The following is a 22,909-nucleotide window of genomic DNA, read 5'->3' on the forward strand; positions in this document are numbered from 1 at the left end:
TGAATGAGGAGGTTTGTTGCAATGTCGGGAGATCTGGTAGTCCAGCTGGGACAGGAAGCCTTGTTTATCGTTATGCTGGTTTCCGCACCGATGCTCGGATTGGGCTTGATTGTCGGTCTCTTGGTCAGTGTTTTCCAGGCAACGACTTCCATTCAGGAGCAGACACTGGCCTTTATTCCGAAAATTATTGCCGTTTTCGTGGCTATTTTGGTATTTGGCCCATGGATGCTTCGCATTATGGTAGAGTATTTGACCAATGTCCTGGTCAATTTGCCATCCTATATCGGCTGAAGGAGTGAATAATGGATTTCTATGATCTTTTGGAGGGGCATGCAGCAGTCTTTATGCTTCTGATGACCCGGGTCAGCGGGATATTCGTTATTTCTCCGTTTTTTGGCAGCTTGAATATCCCGGTGTATTTTCGCGCAGCGGCGTCTTTGGCCTTTGCGATTGTACTGTTTCCGGTAATCGACAATTTTTCGGATATTCATGCACCAGCATCGATATGGGCCTATTCTTTTGCGGTCTTGTCCGAGCTGTTTATCGGCTGGCTTATTGGTTTTGTTGCTTATATTTCCTTTGCGGCAATTACGATGGCCGGTAAGGTAATGGATATGCAGGTCGGTTTTGCCATTGTAAATGTAATGGATCCAACTTCCGGTCAGCAGATGCCGCTTATCGGAAGTTTTCTTTATAATTTAACCGTCATTGTTTTTCTGGTAGTGAACGGTCATCATATGATTATCGATGCCTTGTTCGAAAGTGTTAAGATGGTTCCGCTGCTGTCGATGGAACCGTCGCTGTCGCTGCCGATGATTATTGCTAATTTCACCACAGGCATATTCCTGACGGGCATGAAGATTGCCATGCCGGTGACTTTTGCGATTTTGCTGACGAATGTGGGACTGGGAATACTGGCCCGCACAATGCCGCAGATGAACATCTTTGTTGTCGGTATTCCGATGCAGCTTACTGTTGGTATTCTGATTTTATCGATGGTGCTGCCTTTTTATGTGTTATTCCTGGATGTGCTGTTCAATGAAATGTATGGAAATATCACAATTGCCTTACAGGCATTACAATAGAACACCGTTTGCGTTTGACCTTCAGCGCTTTGCCGGAGATAAGACGGAGGAACCAACTTCCAAAAAGCGCGCAGATGCGAAGAAGAAAGGCCAGGTCGGGCGAAGTACAGAACTCAATACGGCGTTTGTACTGCTGGCTGGTTTTTTCGTTATCAAGGTGTTATGGGAGCATATCTATCATTCGATTGCTGCCTATACAACTTATGTGTTTTCCCATCCCAACCAGCCGGTGGATACGGAGAATATTGTCCGTATTTTCATCGGCATCATTGAATTGATGGCCCAGACGGCACTGCCTGTCATGTTTGCGATTCTGCTGGTAGGGCTGGCGATTAATGTCTTCCAGGTTGGTTTGAATTTCAATACGGAATCCATTGGCTTCAAGCCGGATAAACTCAATCCCATCAATGGTTTTGGCCGCATTTTTTCCAAGCGCTCATTGGTAGAGTTGGTCAAGTCGTTGTTTAAAATCGCTATCATTGGTTATTTTTTATATCGATTTTTATCTGAACAGCTGCTGGCAATGCCTCAGTTTATTTACTTTGATTTGGCCACCAGTCTGGGACAGGTTGCCAATATCGTCTTTAAGATGGCGTTCCAGGTTATTGGCGTCATCATTGTGCTTGGTATTTTGGATTATGGCTACCAAAAATGGCAGACAACCCAGGACCTCAAAATGACCAAGCAGGAAGTTAAAGATGAAATGAAGCAGACCGAAGGTGACCCGCAGATTAAGGGAAAGATAAAGCAGAAGCAGCGTCAGATGGCTATGAGCCGTATGATGCAGGAGGTTCCGAAAGCAGACGTCATTGTCACGAACCCGACTCACTTTGCGGTTGCCCTGCAATATAAAAAAGGTATGGTTGCTCCGGTTATTGTCGCCAAGGGGCAGGATCTCGTGGCTAAGCGAATCAAGGAAATCGCGCGGGATTCCCAGGTACCTATTGTCGAAAATCGCCCGCTTGCTCGTGCCCTTTATGCAGGAGCTGAAGTGGGAGATATGGTTCCTTCGGAACTTTATCAAGCGGTTGCCGAAGTTCTGGCATATGTCTACCGCTTAAAGCATCGCCGCAGGGCGTAAGCGTATACCATTTGTTTTTATTGATTTTATATAAGGAGAGTCGTTTATGGCTGCACCACAGGCAGCTGCCCCTTCCAATGTCTTTGGTCAGGGCAGTTTTATTCAAAAATACAGTGACGTAATGATTGCAGTGGCCATCATTACGATCGTTGTCATGATGATTATTCCGCTGCCGACGCTGCTGCTGGATATGTTGATTTGCTTGAACATCACGATTGCCTTGCTGCTCGTGATGGCAGTAATCTACAATAAGGAGGCACTGGATTTATCTATTTTCCCATCCTTATTGCTTATTACGACATTATTCCGGTTGGCACTCAACATTTCTTCTACGCGTCTTATCCTGTTGGATGGTTATGCTGGTGAAGTCATTACGGCGTTTGGTAACTTCGTTGTCGGTGGTAATCCGGTTGTCGGTTTTATCATGTTCGTCATCCTGGTTGCCATTAACTTTATCGTTATCACCAAAGGTTCGGAGCGTGTCGCAGAGGTATCGGCACGATTCACCCTCGATGCTATGCCTGGTAAACAGATGTCCATCGATGCTGACCTCAATCAGGGTGCTATTACCGATGCTGAGGCAAAGATCCGCCGTGAAAAGATTCAGCATGAAGCGGATTTCTTCGGCGCAATGGACGGTGCTTCTAAGTTCGTAAAAGGTGATGCCATCGCGGCAATTCTCATTATGTTCATTAACATAGCCGGTGGTTTTATCATTGGTATGATGCAGCGTAATTTGGATGCTGCCCAGGCATTGCAGACGTATACACTGCTGACCGTAGGTGAGGGCTTGGTAAGCCAGATTCCGGCACTGCTGATTTCAACGGCGACCGGTCTTATCGTTACGCGTGCGGGAGCCGAAGGCAATATCGGCAGCGATATGGTTGGACAGCTGTTCCGCAATGACCGCATCTTTTTCATCTTGACGGGCGTATTGCTGTTCTTTGCAATTATTCCTGGTCTGCCGGGAATTCCGTTTTTGAGTTTGTCGATTGCCTGCCTGTTTATCGGCCGTCTCTTGCGGCAGGGTACTGAAGTAAAGGCTGAAACCCAGAAGGAAGAGAAAAAGGTACAGGAAAAGAAAAAAGCGACGACACCGGAAAATATTGTTTCGCTGCTGCAGGTAGACCCCATGGAGCTGGAAATCGGCTACTCGTTGATTCCGCTGGTTGATACCGGACAGGGCGGTGACCTGCTCGACCGTATCGTTATGATTCGCCGCCAGTGTGCATTAGAACTTGGTCTTGTTGTGCCGACGATTCGCATTCGCGATAACATTCAGATTAAGCCGAATGCTTATATCATCAAGCTCAAGGGCATTGAGATAGCAAAAGGCGAACTGATGCTGGACCATTATCTGGCTATGAACTCCGGAACGGTATTCGAAGAAGTTCCGGGTATCGAGACAACCGAACCAGCCTTTGGGCTGCCGGCACTCTGGATTCCTGAGAATGAACGCGAGCAGGCTGAGCTCAATGGCTATACGGTAGTTGATGCCGTATCGGTACTGGCAACGCATTTAACGGAGGTCATCAAGCAGCATGCGGATGAAATCTTGGGACGTCAGGAAACTCAGAATCTTGTCGACAATCTCAAGAAGACCAATCAGGCATTGGTGGACGAGGTCGTTCCAGACCTCATGAGTGTGGGCGAAATCCAGAAGGTTTTGGCCAACTTGCTGCGTGAGCGCATTTCGATTCGTGATATGGCGACCATTCTTGAGGTGTTGTCTGATTATGCCCGCGCGACGAAAGATACGGAAATACTTACGGAATATGTCCGTCATGCGATGGCACGCCAGATTACTCAGCAGAATGTACAGAATGGTACATTGCCGTGCATCACGCTGGACCCGGCGCTGGAAAACCGGATTGCCGGTGGTGTGCAGCGCACGGACCACGGCTCGTATGTCAGCCTTGACCCCGATTCACTGCAGAATCTTGTCAATGCGCTCAACAATGAATTGCCGAAACTTACCAATATGGGGTATCAGCCAATTGTGCTGACCAGTCCGGCAGTCCGCCTGTATTTCCGCAAGCTGGTAGAGCGCTCTGTGCCGGGCCTGATCGTTTTGTCGCAGGCAGAAATTGAACAGAGTGTTGAAATTCAAATCCTTGGGGTGGTGAAGATCTAAGTGCAAATAAAAGTAGTCAAAGCACCAACAATGAAAGAAGCAATGCAGCAGGTCAAAGAAGAGCTGGGGCCTGATGCCGTCATACTCCATACCAAAAAATATCGGGAAGGCGGTTTCTTGGGATATCATAGCACGGAGGTCGTAGAAGTGACAGCAGCGATTGAAGACCAGGAGGATGCGGCCCTGAAAAAACGGGGAAAACGCAATGTGACAACGAAACAGAAGAAACCTGTAAGCGGCAGTACGTTGGATATTGTTTCTCCGGCAGCTCCGGTTATGCCATCGACTGTGCTTTCGCAATATAAAACAAATGGTACTGAGGCCGGGGTAAAGATGGCAGAATCGCCCATTCCTGCCCCGAACTTTCAGCATATTCCCCCTGTACAGCCAATGCAGCCAGCACAGGCTGCTGCGGTATCCGATTACAATACAGTTATGGGCGGTCGCCCGGTTCATGAGACAGAACAGAAGGATGAAGTAGAAGACATGGCACAGTTTGGAATAGCTTCGGCGGCATCGAATCCTGAGGATGCGGAAAAAATTCAGCAGCTGCAAGATGAATTGGCCCAGATGAAAGCAATGCTGGCACAGGTTATGGGCAAGGACCAGCCTAAAGGGCAGGTTTCCATTCAGGAGGCGTTGCGGCTTCAGGAAGTCGATGAAGATATCGTTAAGGATATGGCCGCTTCCGTTCCGGCTGGGGAAACGCTTTTAGACCGTCTGGATGCGAAGGCACCCGATGTGCTGGCAGGCTACCTTGGCAAGACAATGAATTTTTCGGAGGGCATTGCGCTCAATAAACACGGCGTCCGCATAGTTGCCCTGATTGGCGCAACCGGGGTTGGTAAAACGACAACGCTGGCTAAAATCGCGGCGCGGTTTGTACTGGAAAAGAATATCAAGGCGGCCTTGATTACCGCCGATACGTATCGTATTTCGGCTGTTGACCAGTTGAAAACCTATTCGGATATCATTGGACTGCCGCTAGAAATTGTTTATTCACCGGATGAACTCAAAGTTGCTATTCATAAACATCGTGACAAGGATTTGATTTTGATTGATACGGCTGGCCGGAGCCAGCACAATGACTATCAAATGAAGGAATTACAGGATTTTCTGGCCGTCAATTCCCATATTGAACGTCATTTGGTAATGAGTGCAACAACGAAAAATCGCGATGCTGCTGAGATTTTGGAAAAATTCTCGGTTTGCAATCCGGACCGTGTAATCTTTACGAAGGCCGATGAAACCAGCAGTGTTGGACTTATCTTGAATTTGCTGGCAAAAAAAGAGATTGCATTATCGTTCCTGACGAATGGCCAGAGCGTGCCGGATGATATTGTCCCGGCAACGCCAAGAAAACTGGCTGAACTGTTATTGAGGGAATAATATGGGAGATCAGGCGCAGAGTCTTCGCCAATTAGTTGGCGGAAAAACAGAATATAGTGTTTCCCGCAGCAGTGATAACATAAATCTGCAGTCTGGCAGTCTTTTGGGGGCAAGAGTCATTGCTGTAACCAGTGGCAAGGGCGGCGTTGGCAAGACCAACCTGACCGTGAATATGGCAATTGCCCTGGGAATGGCTGGACAGCGGGTATTAGTTCTTGATGCTGATTTGGGAATGGCAAATGTCGACGTCATTCTGGGAAGCCGGTCAAAAAAGCATTTGCTAAACCTGCTGGAAGATGGTGTTGAGCTGGAAGATGTCCTGATGTATGGGCCGTATGGTGTAAATTATATATCCGGCGGCTCGGGAATCGAGAAGGCGGCGGATTTTACTTATGAGGAACGCCAGCGTCTTATGCAGAAACTTTCCCGTTGCGGCCAGTTGGCGGATATTATTTTGATTGATACCGGGGCGGGCCTCGGCAAGAATGTCATGGACTTTATCTTGGCTGCCGATGAGGTACTGCTGGTTACGACGCCGGAACCGACGGCACTGACAGATGCCTATGCGGTCATGAAGGCATACAGCATGTATGCAACCCAGCAAAATCTTCGTTTGGTGGTCAACCGTGTTTACGATGAAGCCGAAAGCCGTGAGGTCGTGGCCAAATTACAGCAGACATCGGAGCGGTTCCTGAATATGCCGATTGATTGCCTGGGATATATTTTTGAGGATTCTGCGGTGATGCGGTCCGTGAGACGGCAGACACCGTTTTTGGCGGCACAGCCAGGCAGTGTTGCCGCGCGCTGTATTCAGGCGATGGCAAACAGTGTGCTATATGGAAGCCGGATGAAGGTAAAACGAGGTTGGAAGGGATTTTTGCGACAAATTTTTGATTTTTCGCGTTAAACATGGAGGAACTTTACTATGGCGGGCGAATTAATAAAAGCAAGGGAAGTCTTAAAGATTGGCCAGCGCGTAGAGTTTTTTGTCGAAGACAGTGATGAACGCTATGCAAGCCGAATCGAAGAAATAACGGAAGAAGAACTTATCGTGGCAATGCCTATGAGCAGCAAACGCGTGCCGATTATTCCGCGGACCGGGGAGCAGCTCTATGCATTGGCGGTAGGGCGGCAATGCCGTTATCGCTTTTTCACAACCTTCCATAAGACAGATCGCATGGATGCGCGGATTCCGGTATGGCATATATCGTGGCCGGAACAGGTAGAGCGCTATCAGAACCGTGAATTTGTCCGCGTGAAGGTAAACCTTTTGGTCGGTGTACGTCTTATTGATGCAGATGGCACGATTAAGGCTCCTGTGACGGCTAGAATTGTCGACCTTAGTGGCAATGGTATTTGTTTTGCCCTTGACCACGAAGTCCAACCGGGAACGAAAGCGGCGTTGTCGCTGGAAAACATTCCTGGCGTTGGACCGGTGGAACAGATGAGCCTGGTAGCCCGCTGTACGCCGATTTCCCGAGAGGAAGGTTCAACGGTTTATCATATCGGTGCATCGTTTCAGCATCTTCCACGTGCCGTGAGCAATAAACTTGTTCACTATTTATTTGATGTCCAGCGTAAAGCAATCGCAAGGGGCATAAAAAAAGATGACGAATGATGAACCACTAAATGGGGTGATCAGAATGATTCGTGTCTTAATTGCTGATGATTCAGCATTCATGCGTCAAGTCCTAGCCGACTTGTTCCGCAAACAGCCGGATTTCGAGGTGCTCGGAACGGCAATGAATGGCAAGGAAGCAGTTAGCAAGGTAAAACAGCTGAAACCGGACTTATTGACGCTGGATGTCAATATGCCAGTGATGGATGGACTGGAAGCTTTGGCAATCATTATGGAAGAGTGCCCCATCCCAGTGGTTATGCTCAGCAGCCTGACCCAAAAGGGGACGGATGCAACAGTACGGGCATTAGGACTAGGAGCTGTTGATTTTATCAGCAAAGCTGGTGGTTCGATTTCGCGTATTGACAGTATTGAGCAGGAAATCCTGCAGAAATGCCGCGCGGCCGCAAATGCGCGCGTGCAGAAAATGAATTTTGCCAAGAAAAAAGCAGAAGAGCCAGCCGGACACTTGGCACCACCGGTAATGAAACGGGTAGAGATACCAAAACGTCAAGGGTTGAAACTGGGGACGGGGCCTTCCAGTGAACCAGCGGCTCAGAAGCCTGCATTCGGCAGCAAGAGAAATAATCCGCTCCTGCAAAGCCGGAGCAGCGTACCCGCTTCGATTGGAAGACCTTCTCCGATTATGGCGGGAAATTTTGGACATAGCAATAAACTGGTGGTGATTGGTACGTCTACCGGCGGACCACAGGCACTCCAGAATGTAATCACAAGCCTGCCGGGGAACCTTCCCTGCGGGGTAGTGATTGTCCAGCATATGCCGGCTGGATTTACCAAGGCATTGGCTGACCGGTTGGATTCAATTTCTCAGATTTCGGTCAAAGAAGCTGAGGATGGGGAAGAAATCCGGGCAGGTCATGTATATATTGCGCCGGGAGATTTTCATTTGCGGGTCAAGGATGATGGCGGGATACGCAGAATCAAGTTGAGTCAGGAAGCGCGTGTGGGAAATCATCGCCCAGCAGTAAATGTCATGTACGATTCGGTAGCACCATTAGGCCGCAAGCTGGTCGCCGTTATTATGACGGGGATGGGCTCGGATGGCTGTGAAGGAATGAAGAAAATCAAGGCTTCAGGTGGCTACAGTATCGCTCAGGATGAACCGACTTGTGTGGTTTATGGTATGCCCAAGGCGGTGGTTGACGCAGGACTGGCTGATGAGGTACGCCCGCTTCAGGATATTGCCGGAGCAATCGTCGAGGCTGTAAAGAGATAGAAAGGATATAGGGGGAATACAAATGGAAACAAATCAGTATATGGAAATGTTTTTGGATGAATCACATGAACATTTACAGTCTTTGAATGAAGGCTTACTGAGTTTGGAAGAAAATTCAGAGGACGTATCAGTAGTTAATGATATTTTCCGTAATGCGCACACGCTGAAAGGCATGTCGGCAACTATGGGATACAATAAGATTGCTGAACTTACGCATGAAATGGAAGATGTTCTTGACCTGATTCGTAAAGAGCAGTTGAAACTTGACGAGGATATCATCGATACGTTGTTCAAATGTTTGGATTCCCTGGAGCAGATGATTAACAGTGTTGCGGATGGCGAATCGGAAGACGTTGTTGACGTTTCGGATTTGGTGGCAAAACTTAGCGCAATTTCGAAAGGGGAACCGGCCCCTGCTGCTGCTGCACCGGCTGCCGCCGAAAAACCGGCTGAAGCAGCTGCAACGGGAATTGCGCTTTCCGATGTAGACCGCGATGTACTTCGTCAGGCTAAGGAGGGCGGTCTCCTTGGCATTCATGTACAGGTTACGTTGTCGGAGACTTGCCTGCTCAAATCAGCTCGTTCCTATATGGTTATGAATGCGCTGGATGAACTCGGTGATGTCATCAAATCTGTTCCGCCTGCTGAGGCACTGGAACAGGAGAAATTTGACCATTCCTTTGATGTGCTGGTCGTAACGGCTTCGGATACGAAAGCCGTGGAAGAGGCATTGAGCAGCATTTCTGAGATTGATAAGCTCGTTGTTGAGCTCGTAGACCCGGATGCACCAGCTGCCGCCAAACCGGCCGCTGAGGAGAAGAAAGCTGCACCGGCACCGGCTGCTGCACCGGCAGCTGCCAAACCGGCCGCCAAACCGGCGGCTGCAGCCAAGAAAGCTCCGGCTAAGCCGGCTGCACCGAAAAAAGCCCATCAGAGCCAGTCGGTACGCGTTGATATCGATAAACTCGATACGCTGATGAACCTCATGGGCGAGCTGGTTATCAACAAAGTCCGTTTGGAGCAGATTGGCCAGACGCACCGCTTGGCAGAACTTACGGAAACGCTTGAGCAGATGGACCGCGTAACGACCGATTTGCAGAACATCGTCATGAAAGTCCGCATGGTCCCGGTCAGCGCTGTATTTAACCGTTTCCCGCGCATGGTACGCGATGTATCGAAAGAGCTCAATAAGGAAATCAATCTTACCATCGAAGGTGAGGAGACAGAGCTTGACCGTACGGTTATCGATGAAATCGGCGATCCAATCATGCATCTGCTGCGCAACTCCCTCGACCATGGTGTTGAGCACCCGGATGAGCGTGAAGCCAAAGGAAAACCCCGTACAGGTGAAGTCGGACTTATTGCCCGTCATGAAGGTAACAACGTGGTTATCATGGTTACCGATGATGGTGCAGGTATTCCGGCAGAAAAGATTCGCAAAAAAGCAGTTGAGAAGGGCATGATTACCCAGGAAGAGGCTGATAAGCTTGACGATGCCGATGCAGTCCGCTTAATCTTCCTTCCGGGCTTCTCGACGGCTGAGCAGATTACGGATATTTCCGGTCGCGGCGTAGGTATGGACGTTGTCCGCAGCAAGATTGAGTCTCTTTCGGGACATGTCGATGTCGAGACGAAAGTCGATGAAGGCTCGGTATTCAAGATTAAACTGCCGCTGACGCTGGCTATTATCCAGGCTATGCTGGTTAAAGTACAGGAAGAGATGTATGCTATCCCGCTCGGCTCGATTGACAGCACGATTAACATTCAGCCAGAGGATATTAAGACAGTAAGGAATAAGGAAGTTATCGTTCTGCGTGGTGAAATCATCCCAATCATTCGCATGGAAGAGACGTTGCAGGTACCGCACGTCAAAGATTCGGATGAGATTTTTGTCGTAGTTGTCCATGCCGGCGAGGCTAAAGCAGGTATTGTGGTTGACAATCTGATTGGACAGCAGGAAATCGTTATCAAGACGCTTGGCAACCTGTTTGCAGGTCTCAAGATGTTCTCTGGTGCGACGGTTCTCGGCGATGGCCGTGTGGCCTTGATCCTGGATGTCGCTACGATGATGCAGCAGTAAGAGGAGGTAGCTGAGATGGCAAATGAAGAGAATATGAATGAGATGGATGAAGGCAGACAGGTCGTAGCCTTCAAACTTCGCGATGAGGAGTATGGCGTGAGCATCCTGAATGTCCAGGAGATTCGCAATCTCACGGATATCACGCGCGTTCCTTTTTCCGCTGACTTCATCAAAGGCGTTATCAATCTCCGCGGCTCCGTGCTGCCGGTCATTGACCTGAAAAAGCGTCTTGGTTTGGCGGAGACTCCGTATACGGATGATACGCGTATCGTAACCGTGAACATTGATGACCTTCATGTCGGAATGCTGGTCGATGCAGTAACGGAAGTTCTGACTATCGACAGCAAGCCGGTAGATACGAAAAAGGCAATCAATGATAAGAGTGGTTCGCGTTTCCTCAGTGGGATTGGCAATGTTGATGGCCGTTTGATTATCATGCTGAATCTTGAAGAGATTATCGGCAATGTTGGGGACGGCAAATAATTCGAGTATATCAGAGTAATAGGGCGTGCCTCGGCACGTCCCATTCCTGTAAAAAGAGGGGTCCAACTATGACAGATGAATTGAATCTTTCCGCGAACCAACTTGACGCTCTGCGGGAAATCGGCAATGTTGGTGCTGGCAACTCGGCTACGGCTCTGTCGCAGGTAATCAACCGCCGGATTGACATGAATGTGCCGAAGGTGGCGTTGGTTCCGTTGGAAGCTGTACCGGATTTGGTAGGTGGACCGGATGCTGTAGTTGTTGGTATCTTTTTGCGTGTATATGGTAAAGCACCGAGCAACATTTTGTTTTTGCTTCCTCAGAAAAGTGCTTTCTATCTGGTGGACACGCTCATGGGTAAACCGCATGGTTCTACGACAAGTCTTGATTTCATGGATGAGTCGGCACTCATGGAAATCGGCAACATCTTATCCGGTGCTTACCTGAATGCTTTTTTCACGTTCACAAAGATTACAATGCTGCCGTCTATTCCGGCTTTGGCAATGGATATGGCAGGGGCAATCCTGAATGTTGTCCTGGCCCAGCTGGGGCAGATGGGGGATCAGGCCCTGGTCATTGAGACGGAATTCCTTTCCGAGGACGATGGAATCAATGGTCAGTTCTTCCTGGTGCCGGATCCGGGTTCCTTGAATACGATTATTGACGCGGTAGGAGTTGAGTAAAATGGCAGATCTTATCCGAGTCGGCATGGCTGATTATAAAGTAGGCCAGGCGCCGTCCACAATCATCAGCTATGGTCTCGGCTCCTGTATCGGCATTTCTCTTTATGATCCACAGGCTAAAGTGGGAGGCCTTCTGCACATCATGCTGCCGGACAGCACACAGGCACGTCCAACCGATAATCCGGCAAAATTCGCGGATACGGGACTTCCGCTGATGCTTAAAGATGTATTGGCATTAGGAGCGTCGCGTTCCCGGCTGGTAGCCAAAATTGCTGGCGGAGCGCAGATGTTTGCTTTTCAGAATGCTACGGATATCATGAGAGTTGGTGCACGTAATGCTGAAGCCGCCAAAAAGATCCTCAAGGATCTCAATATCCGCTTGATTGCTGAGGATACAGGAGGCACGTATGGACGAACGGTTTCCATTAATATGGAAGATGGCGTCTATAAGGTGAAGACCATTGATAAAGGTGAAAAAGAAATTTAATCATGTTTATGCAATTAGTAGGTGAAGCAGCTTGTTCAAATTAGGTATGTCGTTAGTTTTTGCATTTATTTCCGCGATGGTTATCGCTTTGGCGGGATTGGTCAGTGACGCACGCCTGATGACGGTGCTGCTCCGCAGCCTGATAGGCTTTCTGGTTGCCGGTGCCGTCGTCTGGCTCGTCGCGTTCGTTCTGGAAGCCAAAGAACTGGTAGGCTTTGATAAAAACCTGGAACTTGTGGAAAATCCGGAAGAAGAAGAGCCCAAGAGTCCAGAGGAATACGAAGCTGTGGATGAAGCTGCGTCAGCAGAAGAGACATCGCCAACGGCGGAAATGCAAGCAAGTGATGAAGAAAATGCGGATTTTCAGCCGCTGACATCAAATAACCTCAAACATATGGAGGCGCCATCAGATAATTGATGGCGTTGCTCCTGTGCTCAATCAATGAATATCTAATCGTTACGACTTAGGATGGGAGGAGGTCGCTCCAATGGATTCTATGGCACAGAACCAAGATGAAAATTTGGCCGATATTACTTCCCTTTGGCATAGTTATTTGGACAATAAATCAATCGAGCTTCGCAATCAACTGGCAGAGCATTATCTTCCGTTGGTAAAGATGGTGGCAGGGCGCCTGGCAATCAGCCTGCCGTCACATGTCGATCGGGATGATTTGCTTTCAAGCGGATTTTTTGGTTTGCTGGATGCAATTGACCGTTATGACATGGAACGGAAAAACAAGTTTGAGACATACGCTGGCGTTCGCATCCGTGGTGCGATGCTTGATTATTTACGGTCCAAGGATTGGCTGCCGGTGGCGATACGGCAAAAAATCCGTCGCTATGAACAGACGGTCTATGAACTCGAAAACCGTCTTGGACGTCCTGCAAATGATGAGGAGCTAGCTGAAGAACTAGGGGTTAGTGCAAAAGAATTGCAGAACCTGGAGAGTCAGATCAGTGTAGCCACTGTGATTCCACTAGATGATTATCTGCGGACAGATACTCCTGCATCAGGTGAAGAGGGACCGACAGAACGGCTGGAAAAAGCCGAACTTAGGGATACTTTGGCAGCGGCAATAGACCGGCTGCCAGAAAAAGAGAAGAAAGTTGTAGCACTTTACTACTACGAAGAAATGACTTTGAAAGAAATCAGTTTGATCCTTCAGTTGTCAGAAGCCAGAATATCACAGCTGCATACCAAGGCGGTATTCCGCCTGCGCGGTTATTTGGCACGAATGAAGGCAAGCTTGGTATAGCGATTTCAGCCTGGGGGGGACGTATCATGGATGACCAGACATTGCGCCCGGCAGTAGGCAGCAAAGAAGCAGGCTACCTGTGTGAATTTCGGGAAGATGGTGTCTATTTGACGATTTATCCTGATGCTGCTGATGGCCTTTTATTTGAACTTTCGGATATCCGCCAGATTTTGCACGATAATGGTGTTATCGATTATGATATCATTACGCTTTCGCAGATTGTACGAGAGGCTTCAGGAGAGTCACGAAAACTTGCGGACTGTTATATATCTTCGGAGGATGCGGCAACTTTGCCGGACCAGGAAGACAAAGTCATGCAGGAAGAAAACGAGCTGGATGCGGAAGCTGGTATCCTTGTCGATGTCAGCCGTGACCGCATGACGGTAACAATCCGCTATGATACCAAAGTGGGCAAGAAACTGCCGTCAATAGACACTGTAAAGGCTGCGCTGGCTGACCATAATATCGTTTTCGGCATTGATGATGAAGCGATTCGCGTTGGCGTAGAGAGCTTGTATCCCTTTGTAGCAGCAACGGGAAAGCCGCCGAAGAATGGTGAAAATGCGCGGATTGAACGCCATTTCGATTTGGGAGTCAAAGGCCGTCCGAAAGTTGACCAATACGATCGGGTGGATTTCAAAAACATGAATCTGTTCGTGCTGGCGAAAAAGGGTGATTTGCTGGCCGTGCGCATCCCGCAGACAGAAGGCGAGCCAGGCCGTGATGTTTATGGTCTGGAAGTTCCGGCTAAAAACGGAAAACCCATTCCGATTCCCCAGGGGAAGAATACGGAAATTTCCGGTGAGAATGAGTTGATAGCCTCTATCGATGGTCAGATTGTGGATAGCGGCAAAAAAATTAACATTGACCCGCATTTGCTGATTCAAGGCAGCGTTGGTGTCGGCACCGGAAATATTGATTTTGCGGGCAGTGTAGAAATCAAGGGAAATGTCGAGGCAGGTTTTGTCGTCAAGGCTACTGGTGATATCGAAATCAGCGGCATGGTCAGTGGTGGCGATGTTGAAGGCCGCAATGTCTATATTCAAGGCGGTGTAAATGGAATGAACCGCGGCAAGGTTAGAGCGCGGGAGGACGTTCGGGCCGCCTTTGCCGAAAACGCTGTGATTGAAAGCGAGCGTGACATCTATATTCAGGACGTGGCACTTCATTCGAATATCAGTGCAGGAAAACGCATTTTCCTCGAAGATAAGCGCGGAATGGTAACTGGCGGTTTGGTGGAAGCCGGTGAAGAAATTCGCTGCAAGATTGTCGGTAATACGGCCTTTGTGGTAACACGCCTGTCTGTTGGTGTCAATCCGCAGCTGCAGAAGCGCTATCGTGAACTCTGCCAGGAATACAAGGAATCCAAACAACGGCTCAAGCAAATTACGCAGATGCTCAACACGCTGGGTAAGATTGATATCAGCCGGCTGCCGCAGGAACGCATTAACCAAATCAATGCGCTGACTCGTTCGCAGTTCCCCTTGGCAGGCAAGATTAAACGTGATGAAAAAGAGATTTTAGCTATTGAGACAGAGCTGAACATGATGCAGAACGGGAAGATTCGTGTCAGTGACACGGTTTATCCAGGAGTAAGAATTTCGATTAATTCGGTTATGATGAATGTACAGTCGGAAATCAAGCGCGCGACGCTTTCGGTGAAAAATGATCGTGTTGATATTGGTCCATACTAAGAGAATGTTCGTAACGGTGGATTGAGAAAGAAGGAATCCAAATGGACATAACGCCGATGAGCCTGCAGATGATGGTGCCGCGTGCTGCTGATGCGGCGCAGGTACAGCACAATCTCAATCAGGCTAATGCCATGCAGTCTGATTTTCAGGCAATTCAACAAAAAGAAGAAGATAAGCTGAAACAGGAACAGGTGCGGGAAAAGGATAACGTGGAAGATGGCCGTATCAAGGATGACCCGGACCGCCAGCGCAAGCAGGGCGGACAAGGTTCTTCTTCACGTCATCAGGCAAGCTCATCCGAAGAAGAAAATGTTCCGGATCCTGTAAAATATGCAAAAGATCCCTCGCGGGGGAACCTTTTGGATATCAGCTTTTAGGAGGCAGTTTTTTCCACTATGGTCAATACGTTAGGATCACTTATTATAATTGGTTTTGTTCTGGTGATGGGGGCCAGATGGCTTTCCAAGCGCCAGCAAGGGACGTCTTGGGACGAGGAAGAACTGGTGGATTCGGCCAATCAGCTCAAAGCGGAAATTGAACGCTCGGCGGATGCAGTAATCAAGCGGATGGGGAGTCATATCAATCATCTGGAACAACTGCTGCAGCAGGCGGAAGCCCGTAACCGTGAGCTGGAAGCGCAGCTGCTGGAAGCACGTCAGCTTTCAATGTCGCTGGAACAGCAGGGACGGCAGCTGGATGAACGAATCATGACGGCAAAACAGACGTCACAGGAGTTGGCGATACGTTGGCAGAATCCGCCAGTCATGCCGATGATGGCGCCAAACGCGATGGCACCGGCTATGTCCGTACAGCAGCCAGTGATGCAGCAGCCTGCTGCCACTGTTGAACGCGTTGATGCACAGGACTTTGCCGCCGTCCTTCAAAAGTCCATTGAGCGGGAAGAACAGGAAATCCATGCGCCGCATATTACCGGGGAACATCAGGCAGCTGGTTTGGCGGAGGCCATGAATAATCGTGCCGCTGAGGTAAGTGAAGAACCAGCCGATAAGCCGGCAGGCCCAGTTGAGGAAGATCCGACTGAGGGAATGTCCCAGAGTGCAGCCAAGGCACGCGCTTTACTGTTAAGTGGCTACTCTGTTGAGGAAACGGCTCGTGAAACGGGAATTGGCAAGGGCGCCATTGAACTATTGCGCGAGATGAACCGCCATGAATTGGAATAAAAAACAGGCTATGACAAGGCAAGTGCCTTCGTCATAGCCTGTTTTTTATTTTCAGGCGTTGGAGAGCTGACAGAATTCCTCGAGTTTTTTCTTGGCAGCACCAGAAGTGATAAGCTCACGGGCTTTTTCGATGCCGGCTTTAATGCTGTCAGCCTTGCCGCCAACATAAATGGCAGCACCGGCATTCAGCAGTACAATGTCGGTTTTTGGTCCCGTGGCGCCGTTTAGGATATCCCGTGTGACCTGGGCATTTTCGGCAGGGTCGCCACCGCGGATATCGGTCTTTTGGCAACGGGTAAAGCCGAATTCCTCAGGTGTTACCTCGTAGCGTCTGAACCAGCCGTCACGGAATTCACAAACGCTGGTAGGCGCACTGAGTGAGAACTCATCGAGGCAGTCCTGTCCGTAGATTACCATGCCGGCTTTGACGCCCAGCGATAACATGACTTTAGCCAGCGGCTCCAAGAGGTATTCGTCGTAGACACCTAAAATCATATGGTTCGGATGGGCCGGGTTGGTCAGTGGTCCGAGAATGTTGAATACGGTGCGGATGCCGAGTTCTTTGCGAATGGCACCAACGTATTTCATAGAGCTATGATATTTCTGGGCAAACATGAAGCAAAGACCGATTTCTTTTAGTTCCTGCACAACCTTTTGCGGCGATTGATCCAGATTGACGCCGAGCGCTTCCAGGCAGTCGGCGGCACCGCATTTCGAGGAGGCAGCACGGTTGCCGTGTTTGGCGACTTTTATCCCGGCGGCGGCGATAATCATCGCAGCTGTGGTGGAGATGTTAATGCTGTGCGCATGGTCACCACCAGTGCCGACAATATCCAGGACATCCATATCGTGGGTTACTGTCAGGGCATGGTCACGCATAGCCGCTGCTGAACCAGAAATTTCATCAATGGTTTCTGCTTTGGTGCTTTTGGTTGAGAGTGCAGAAAGATAAGCTGCATTTTGAATCTGAGACGTTTCGCCATTCATGATTTCATTCATGACGTCGTAAGCTTCCTGATATGTAAGGTCTTTTTTGCTGACTATCTTTTCGATAGCTTCTTTAATCATGCGTATTCACCTCAAATACAAATTTATTACATTATTAAAGTAAACATTATCATTTAACTGTAAAGTTGTCAACTTTATTCGGTGGAAAGGAAATAAAAAATAAATAAGCATTGACAAGAAGATGAGTTTTGGCTATACTATATGAGTGGTCTACGGGATGTAGCGCAGTTTGGTAGCGCGCCTGCTTTGGGAGCAGGATGTCGCAGGTTCGAATCCTGTCATCCCGACCATTATTTTATTGCGTCAGTAGCTCAGTTGGATAGAGCAACGGCCTTCTAAGCCGTGGGTCGGGGGTTCGAATCCCTCCTGACGCACCAATGGATTATTGCTCCGAGGGGTCCTCGGAGTTTTTTGTTATAAGTGCTGAAGCCAGCAAGTGTTTGCAGAAGCCCGGATACCTCGTTGTATTCGAGCTTTTTCACTAGTCAGCGGGGAGAGACGGCGTTGGTGGATTAGCGAAAAAGGCCTTGCTAATCCCGTATTTAAACGGTAATATTATAGTGGTGTATAATTGTTTGTGAGTAAAAAACAAGAAATGTTTTTGGTAATGGTTAAGGATTGAAATAAAATGAAACAGATTCCTTTTTCGATTCAAAAGCGTCAGGAACTCCAGGATTGCATTGAAAAAGTTAAACAAGAAGCCCGGACGATGCGGCGTGTATCCTGTGTGCTGGTCTCTATTTTTATGGATACGGCCAACGAACGGATGTTGATGGAGATGCAGCGAACGATTTCGGCATCGTTTCCGGAAGCACAGATTGTTGGTGCCGTGTCTACGGGAGAAATCGTAAATGGACGTTTGATTGAGCATAATATCGTGGTCAATTTCACGTTGTTTGAGTGCTCGGAAGTCCGGGTTATGTCGTATGATTTCCGCCAGCTGTCGAGTGAGCAGGCTGGTAAGGATTTGCTGGCAATATTAAATGCGGATAAAAATGTGGCTGCGGTTGAGGTCATTTCGGCCGGATTCCATTTGGATATCAATCCGTTTTTCCGTGAGGTTTCGAAATCACGCGAGGAGATTGTCTTCTTTGGCGGCTTAGCTGACGATGGCAGTCTTGGGCAGAACGGAATGGTCTTTGCGCAGAATACGAATCTCCGGCATGGCGTGGCCGTGGCAATTTTTAGTGGTGACAAGCTTCATGTCGAAGCCAGCTCGAGTTTTGGCTGGAAGCCTTTAGGGCGAAGCATGCAGGTCACGAAAATGGATGGAGAATATTGCCTGCAGGAATTGGACGGCCAGCCGGCACTGGAAATTTTTAATCGCTATCTGGGAATTGCCAATGACGAAAAATTCCTGGTGGAAGCCTTGACGTTTCCGTTTTATTTCGAGCGTCATGGCGTTGTATTGGCGCGCCATCCGCGGCGGTGCCGGGAAGATGGCGGCATTGTGTTCGGAGCGGATATTTGTGAAGGGGAAGAAGTTCGCCTGGCTTATGGCGATCCCGGCGATATCATCGAAAACGCCTTGGTCCTGCAAGGGAAATTGGCGTCGTTCCAGCCCGAAGCAATTTTTGTGGTAAGCTGCGTGGCGCGCTGGATGCTGCTCGGCAGTGATACCGAGCAGGAGCTTTCCATCACGCGTGATTTGGCTCCTTCCTCCGGTTTTTATGCTTATGGAGAATTCATGCGCATCCAGAATGGCGAAATCATGGTATCCAATATGACCCTGGTTACGATTGGTATGCGTGAGGGGCTAAAGACCGGGGAGAATCCGCCATTGGTGGTAACGCCGCCGAAACTCAAGAAACACCGCTCGATTATGGCCCATCTGGTTCATTTTATCGAAACGACGACGCAGGAGCTGGAAGCATCGAATTCCAAGCTGAAGCGACTGGCACAGCTCGACCGCCTGACGGGACTTTACAACCGCGGGGAGACAGAGCTGCGGCTGCGGCGTATGATGAAGGCGGCGGCGCTTAACGAACATCCTTTGGCCGTGCTCATGATGGACGTAGATGATTTCAAGGGAATCAATGATACGTTTGGTCATGCCAAAGGCGATGAGACAATCAAGGCCATTGCTGATATCCTGCGGGCTTCGACGCGCAAAGACGATGATGCGCCAGGCCGATGGGGCGGTGATGAGTTCTTTGTTGTATTCTATGATATGGATGAGCGGATACTGCAGGAAGTAGCAGAACGCATCCGCCGAAAGGTGGCGGAACTGGATATTCTGCCGAGCGGCAGCAAGGTGACTACCAGTATCGGTATAGTCACTGCCAAATCCGATGATACCGTGGATAGTTTGTGCCGCCGTGTGGATCGTGCTTTGTATGAGGCAAAACGCACCGTAGGGAAAAATACGGTAGTCATGTTATAAAACGTAACAAGAATCTTGCCATCGATGCATTTGTTATGGTAAGATAGTGCTGAAATTGAATTTGAATCTTGGCGGAGTCTGGTCACCATGGGCTCCGTCTGTTTTTTTTAGGAAGCCTGTGGTACTGCCACAGGCAAAAAGGAGGCATAAAATGGAAGTTTTAGCAGGTATTATTTTTATTTTGATGTATGTGGTGATTGTATCGGAAAAGATACACCGTACGGTTGCCGCTATGCTTGGTGCAACACTGATGGTTTTGCTTGGCATCATGGGGCAGGAAACAGCGCTTCATCATGTTGATTTCAACACGCTGGGGCTGCTGGTCGGCATGATGGTGTTGGTCGGTGTGACGAGCCATACTGGCTTGTTCGATTATGTTGCTATCAAGGCGGCGAAGGTAGCGAAAGCGGAGCCAAAACGCATTCTCGTCTATCTTGGACTCATTACGGCTGTTTTTTCGGCATTCCTCGATAATGTCACGACGGTTCTGCTGATGGTTCCCGTGACCTTCAGCATCACGCAGAAGCTGCATATCAATCCGATTCCGTTTTTGCTGACGCAGATTATTGCGTCGAATGTTGGCGGTACGGCAACGCTTATCGGTGATCCGCCAAACATCATGATTGGCAGTGCGATAAAAGAATTGACGTTTATGGCGTTCATTGAGAACCTGGCACCGATTGCCATCATCGACTTGCTGGTGGTAATCTTCCTGGTGGAGGTCATTTACCGCAACAAGATGAATACGAAGCCGGAGCTTCAGGCAGAACTCATGCAGATGGATGAGAAAAAATCCCTCAAGGACCGCGGCCTTTTGGCACGTTCCTTGTTTGTGCTGACGCTGGTTATCCTTGGCTTCTTTACCCATTCGATCACGCACATCGAGTCGTCGATGATTGCGCTGGCAGGTGGCTTCCTGCTGCTGCTGCTGGCTGGCGGCAGCCACCATCTCGTGGAGAAAACCATGAAGTCGGTAGAGTGGGCTACGATTTTTTTCTTCATCGGTCTCTTTATCGCCGTAGGCGGTCTTATCGAGACGGGCATTATTGGCAGTCTGGCTAAGCAGGCCGTCGAGCTTACGGGCGGCGATGTAACGAAAACTTCGCTGCTGGTGCTCTGGCTCAGTGCGCTGGTTTCGTCGGTACTCGACAATATCCCGTTTGTCGCTACGATGATTCCGCTGATTCAGGATATGGGCAACATGGGTGTCAGCAATCTTGAGCCAATCTGGTGGAGCCTGGCTTTGGGTGCCTGCCTGGGCGGCAACGGAACGCTGGTCGGTGCTTCGGCCAACCTCATTGTAGCAGGTCTGGCGGCTGAGCGCGGTGTAAAAATTACCTTCATTAACTATTTCAAAATCGGATTTCCTATCATGCTCTTGACGATTGTACTGTCCACGGTGTATGTTTATATCCGGTACTTGATTTAATCTGCTGATGACAGTTGCGGAATCAAATTCCGCAACTGTTTTTTTGTTTGGATTTTTGTTGGTGTTGGCAGGAATCCGGGGGCAGGACAAGAATAGTAAGGATGATAATCGTTTGGAGGGGTTCTTTTGGCAAAATTTAGTGGACGCAGTTCGGGAATATGTTTCCTATTTGTGGTGGTAGGTGCTATCCTGGGCGGAATTATTGGCCAGCTGCTGATGAATGTGGATGCGCTGGCGGGGTTGATGCCGTATCTCGTGGCAACGTATCCTGTGTTTGATGTTCAGCCATTTACGATTAATCTCTATGTGATTCAGCTGACGCTGGGACTGGCATTTGCGCCGAATCTCATGAGTATTTTGGGAATCGTTCTGGCAATCGTATTGTTCCGCCGGTATTGAGAGGGGGAAGTCATGATTATTTTGGCGTCTGGTTCACCACGCAGAAAAGAACTCCTGGAACAGATTGGAGCCGGCTTTGAAGTTTTGGTCAGCGATGCTGCTGAGGAAAGCGGCGATCTACTCGAGCCGGAAGAATTGGTGAGGATAAATGCTGTGGCGAAAGCAAAGGCTGTGGCTGCCGAGCATCCGGAAAGGCCGGTACTCGGGGCCGATACAGTGGTTTCGCTTGACGGGCATACGTATGGGAAGCCGTGTGATAAAACAGAGGCTTGCCGCATGCTGGCAGCTTTTTCCGGCCGGACCCATCAGGTATCTACGGGAATTGCTCTGGTGGTAAAGGGGAAAGTCTATGCCGATGTGGTGACGACCCGCGTAACCTTCGGCGACATGACCGAGGAGGAGATTGACCGCTATGTGGATACCGGTGAACCGCTGGATAAGGCCGGGGCTTATGCGGTGCAGGGGATAGCGGCGCGCTTTATTGAAAAGATTGAAGGTTCCTACTCCAACGTGGTCGGCCTGCCGCTGTATGCAGTCACACAGCTTGCCAGAAAGGCAGGCGTAGATTTGTATGACAATCATGGTGAGGGATTTACCAGTTAACGAACGCCCGCGGGAAAAATTGCTGGCGTCGGGGCCGGATGGACTGAGCAATACAGAGCTGTTAGCAGTGCTTCTCCGCACGGGAACGCATGAGAAATCCGTTCTCCGCATTGCCGAAGAGGTTCTGGCCTATTACAAAGAGCGGGGGCTCGTGGCAATTGCGCATATTCCAGCGTCGGAGCTGGCTGCCATTCATGGTGTGGGACAGGCAAAAGCTGCGACAATTCTGGCTGCGGTGGAGCTTGGACGGCGGCTGGCGATTGCGGAAGCTGAATCTGCGGAGGTTGTAAGTGGCCCGGAAGATGTGGCCCATTTTGCCATGCCGCGGTTCCGGTTCGAGCAGCGGGAACATTTTGCCGTCATGCTGCTGGATACCAAGAATCATATTTTGGGGCTGCACGATGTTTCGGTGGGGAGCCTGCAGGCCTCGGTTGTGCATCCGCGCGAGGTGTTCCGGACAGCTGTAGATTATGCGGCGGCTTCGATGATTTTGCTGCACAACCATCCGAGTGGCGACCCTACGCCGAGCCGGGAGGATATCGCCGTGACGGCAAGATTGGTTAAAGCAGGAAAAATTATGGATATTCCGGTGCTCGACCATGTCATCATCGGGCGCAACCGCTATGTCAGCCTGAAAGATAAGGGCCTGTTGTCGTAGGTGAAAATTTCTGGAATTTTT

Annotated in this window: 23 protein-coding genes and 2 tRNA genes; 24 read left to right on the plus strand and 1 reads right to left on the minus strand. The window is 49.4% G+C overall.

The window, feature by feature from the left end:
• Nucleotides 1-21: 21 nt before the first annotated feature.
• From fliQ to FZ040_RS06455, 17 genes are all read left to right on the plus strand, one after another.
• Nucleotides 22-291, plus strand: a complete 270-nt coding sequence (gene fliQ, locus FZ040_RS06375) for a flagellar biosynthesis protein FliQ (protein WP_149171234.1) — start codon at nucleotides 22-24, stop codon at nucleotides 289-291.
• A gap of 11 nt (nucleotides 292-302) precedes the next feature.
• Nucleotides 303-1,085 carry a flagellar biosynthetic protein FliR gene (fliR, locus tag FZ040_RS06380; protein WP_149171235.1) on the plus strand — a complete coding sequence of 261 codons (783 nt, stop codon included), beginning with the start codon at nucleotides 303-305 and terminating at the stop codon, nucleotides 1,083-1,085.
• Nucleotides 1,048-2,166, plus strand: coding sequence for a flagellar biosynthesis protein FlhB (gene flhB / locus FZ040_RS06385; RefSeq protein WP_149171289.1), 1,119 nt, complete (start codon nucleotides 1,048-1,050; stop codon nucleotides 2,164-2,166). Before fliR ends, flhB begins: the two co-directional genes overlap by 38 nt.
• A gap of 46 nt (nucleotides 2,167-2,212) precedes the next feature.
• Nucleotides 2,213-4,300: a flagellar biosynthesis protein FlhA gene (gene flhA, locus FZ040_RS06390; RefSeq protein WP_074514424.1), complete on the plus strand. Its 2,088-nt coding sequence runs from the start codon at nucleotides 2,213-2,215 to the stop codon at nucleotides 4,298-4,300.
• Nucleotides 4,301-5,689, plus strand: a complete 1,389-nt coding sequence (gene flhF, locus FZ040_RS06395) for a flagellar biosynthesis GTPase FlhF (protein ID WP_149171236.1) — start codon at nucleotides 4,301-4,303, stop codon at nucleotides 5,687-5,689.
• A gap of 1 nt (nucleotide 5,690) precedes the next feature.
• Nucleotides 5,691-6,596: a MinD/ParA family protein gene (locus FZ040_RS06400; RefSeq protein ID WP_149171237.1), complete on the plus strand. Its 906-nt coding sequence runs from the start codon at nucleotides 5,691-5,693 to the stop codon at nucleotides 6,594-6,596.
• A gap of 18 nt (nucleotides 6,597-6,614) precedes the next feature.
• Nucleotides 6,615-7,307: a flagellar brake protein gene (locus tag FZ040_RS06405; protein ID WP_149171238.1), complete on the plus strand. Its 693-nt coding sequence runs from the start codon at nucleotides 6,615-6,617 to the stop codon at nucleotides 7,305-7,307.
• Nucleotides 7,308-7,332: 25 nt separating this feature from the next.
• Nucleotides 7,333-8,544, plus strand: a complete 1,212-nt coding sequence (locus FZ040_RS06410; protein ID WP_149171239.1) for a protein-glutamate methylesterase/protein-glutamine glutaminase — start codon at nucleotides 7,333-7,335, stop codon at nucleotides 8,542-8,544.
• 22 nt (nucleotides 8,545-8,566) lie between these two features.
• The gene (locus FZ040_RS06415) at nucleotides 8,567-10,624 is read left to right on the plus strand and encodes a chemotaxis protein CheA (protein WP_149171240.1); all 2,058 of its coding nucleotides are present in this window, start codon (nucleotides 8,567-8,569) and stop codon (nucleotides 10,622-10,624) included.
• A gap of 15 nt (nucleotides 10,625-10,639) precedes the next feature.
• Entirely contained in the window at nucleotides 10,640-11,107 is a 468-nt protein-coding gene (locus tag FZ040_RS06420; protein ID WP_033169888.1) for a chemotaxis protein CheW, read from the plus strand.
• Between the two features lie 68 nt (nucleotides 11,108-11,175).
• Nucleotides 11,176-11,790, plus strand: coding sequence for a chemotaxis protein CheC (locus FZ040_RS06425; RefSeq protein ID WP_033169889.1), 615 nt, complete (start codon nucleotides 11,176-11,178; stop codon nucleotides 11,788-11,790).
• 1 nt (nucleotide 11,791) lies between these two features.
• The gene (locus FZ040_RS06430; RefSeq protein ID WP_149171241.1) at nucleotides 11,792-12,277 is read left to right on the plus strand and encodes a chemotaxis protein CheD; all 486 of its coding nucleotides are present in this window, start codon (nucleotides 11,792-11,794) and stop codon (nucleotides 12,275-12,277) included.
• Nucleotides 12,278-12,308: 31 nt separating this feature from the next.
• Nucleotides 12,309-12,695: a hypothetical protein gene (locus FZ040_RS06435; protein WP_149171242.1), complete on the plus strand. Its 387-nt coding sequence runs from the start codon at nucleotides 12,309-12,311 to the stop codon at nucleotides 12,693-12,695.
• A 79-nt stretch (nucleotides 12,696-12,774) separates the two neighbouring features.
• The gene (locus FZ040_RS06440) at nucleotides 12,775-13,533 is read left to right on the plus strand and encodes a FliA/WhiG family RNA polymerase sigma factor (protein WP_149171290.1); all 759 of its coding nucleotides are present in this window, start codon (nucleotides 12,775-12,777) and stop codon (nucleotides 13,531-13,533) included.
• Between the two features lie 26 nt (nucleotides 13,534-13,559).
• Nucleotides 13,560-15,227: a flagellar assembly protein A gene (locus tag FZ040_RS06445; RefSeq protein WP_149171243.1), complete on the plus strand. Its 1,668-nt coding sequence runs from the start codon at nucleotides 13,560-13,562 to the stop codon at nucleotides 15,225-15,227.
• A gap of 41 nt (nucleotides 15,228-15,268) precedes the next feature.
• Nucleotides 15,269-15,604 (plus strand): hypothetical protein, encoded by a 336-nt coding sequence (locus FZ040_RS06450; RefSeq protein ID WP_187620265.1) that lies wholly within the window; start codon nucleotides 15,269-15,271, stop codon nucleotides 15,602-15,604.
• Between the two features lie 18 nt (nucleotides 15,605-15,622).
• The gene (locus FZ040_RS06455) at nucleotides 15,623-16,408 is read left to right on the plus strand and encodes a hypothetical protein (RefSeq protein WP_149171244.1); all 786 of its coding nucleotides are present in this window, start codon (nucleotides 15,623-15,625) and stop codon (nucleotides 16,406-16,408) included.
• A gap of 51 nt (nucleotides 16,409-16,459) precedes the next feature.
• On the opposite strand, the gene trpD is transcribed toward FZ040_RS06455, so the two are convergent.
• Entirely contained in the window at nucleotides 16,460-17,476 is a 1,017-nt protein-coding gene (gene trpD, locus FZ040_RS06460; RefSeq protein ID WP_149171245.1) for an anthranilate phosphoribosyltransferase, read from the minus strand.
• A 153-nt stretch (nucleotides 17,477-17,629) separates the two neighbouring features.
• On the opposite strand from trpD, the gene FZ040_RS06465 reads away from it, so the two are divergent.
• The 7 genes from FZ040_RS06465 to radC all read left to right on the plus strand — a co-directional run bounded on the left by FZ040_RS06465 (nucleotide 17,630) and on the right by radC (nucleotide 22,888).
• A tRNA-Pro gene (locus FZ040_RS06465) sits at nucleotides 17,630-17,706 on the plus strand.
• Nucleotides 17,707-17,716: 10 nt separating this feature from the next.
• Nucleotides 17,717-17,793, plus strand: a tRNA-Arg gene (locus FZ040_RS06470).
• A 251-nt stretch (nucleotides 17,794-18,044) separates the two neighbouring features.
• Entirely contained in the window at nucleotides 18,045-19,799 is a 1,755-nt protein-coding gene (locus tag FZ040_RS06475; protein WP_149171246.1) for a sensor domain-containing diguanylate cyclase, read from the plus strand.
• Between the two features lie 151 nt (nucleotides 19,800-19,950).
• Nucleotides 19,951-21,228 (plus strand): ArsB/NhaD family transporter, encoded by a 1,278-nt coding sequence (locus tag FZ040_RS06480; protein WP_149171247.1) that lies wholly within the window; start codon nucleotides 19,951-19,953, stop codon nucleotides 21,226-21,228.
• Nucleotides 21,229-21,354: 126 nt separating this feature from the next.
• Nucleotides 21,355-21,627 carry a DUF4321 domain-containing protein gene (locus FZ040_RS06485; protein ID WP_255448783.1) on the plus strand — a complete coding sequence of 91 codons (273 nt, stop codon included), beginning with the start codon at nucleotides 21,355-21,357 and terminating at the stop codon, nucleotides 21,625-21,627.
• Nucleotides 21,628-21,639: 12 nt separating this feature from the next.
• The gene (locus tag FZ040_RS06490; RefSeq protein WP_149171248.1) at nucleotides 21,640-22,230 is read left to right on the plus strand and encodes a Maf family protein; all 591 of its coding nucleotides are present in this window, start codon (nucleotides 21,640-21,642) and stop codon (nucleotides 22,228-22,230) included.
• A complete protein-coding gene (gene radC, locus FZ040_RS06495) occupies nucleotides 22,199-22,888 on the plus strand; it encodes a RadC family protein (RefSeq protein ID WP_149171249.1) in 690 nt (229 codons plus the stop codon). The genes FZ040_RS06490 and radC overlap by 32 nt, the downstream gene beginning before the upstream one ends.
• Nucleotides 22,889-22,909: the final 21 nt, after the last annotated feature.

Origin of the sequence: Pseudoselenomonas ruminis, assembly GCF_008271295.1 — a bacterium.
Classification (GTDB): domain Bacteria; phylum Bacillota; class Negativicutes; order Selenomonadales; family Selenomonadaceae; genus Selenomonas_A; species Selenomonas_A ruminis.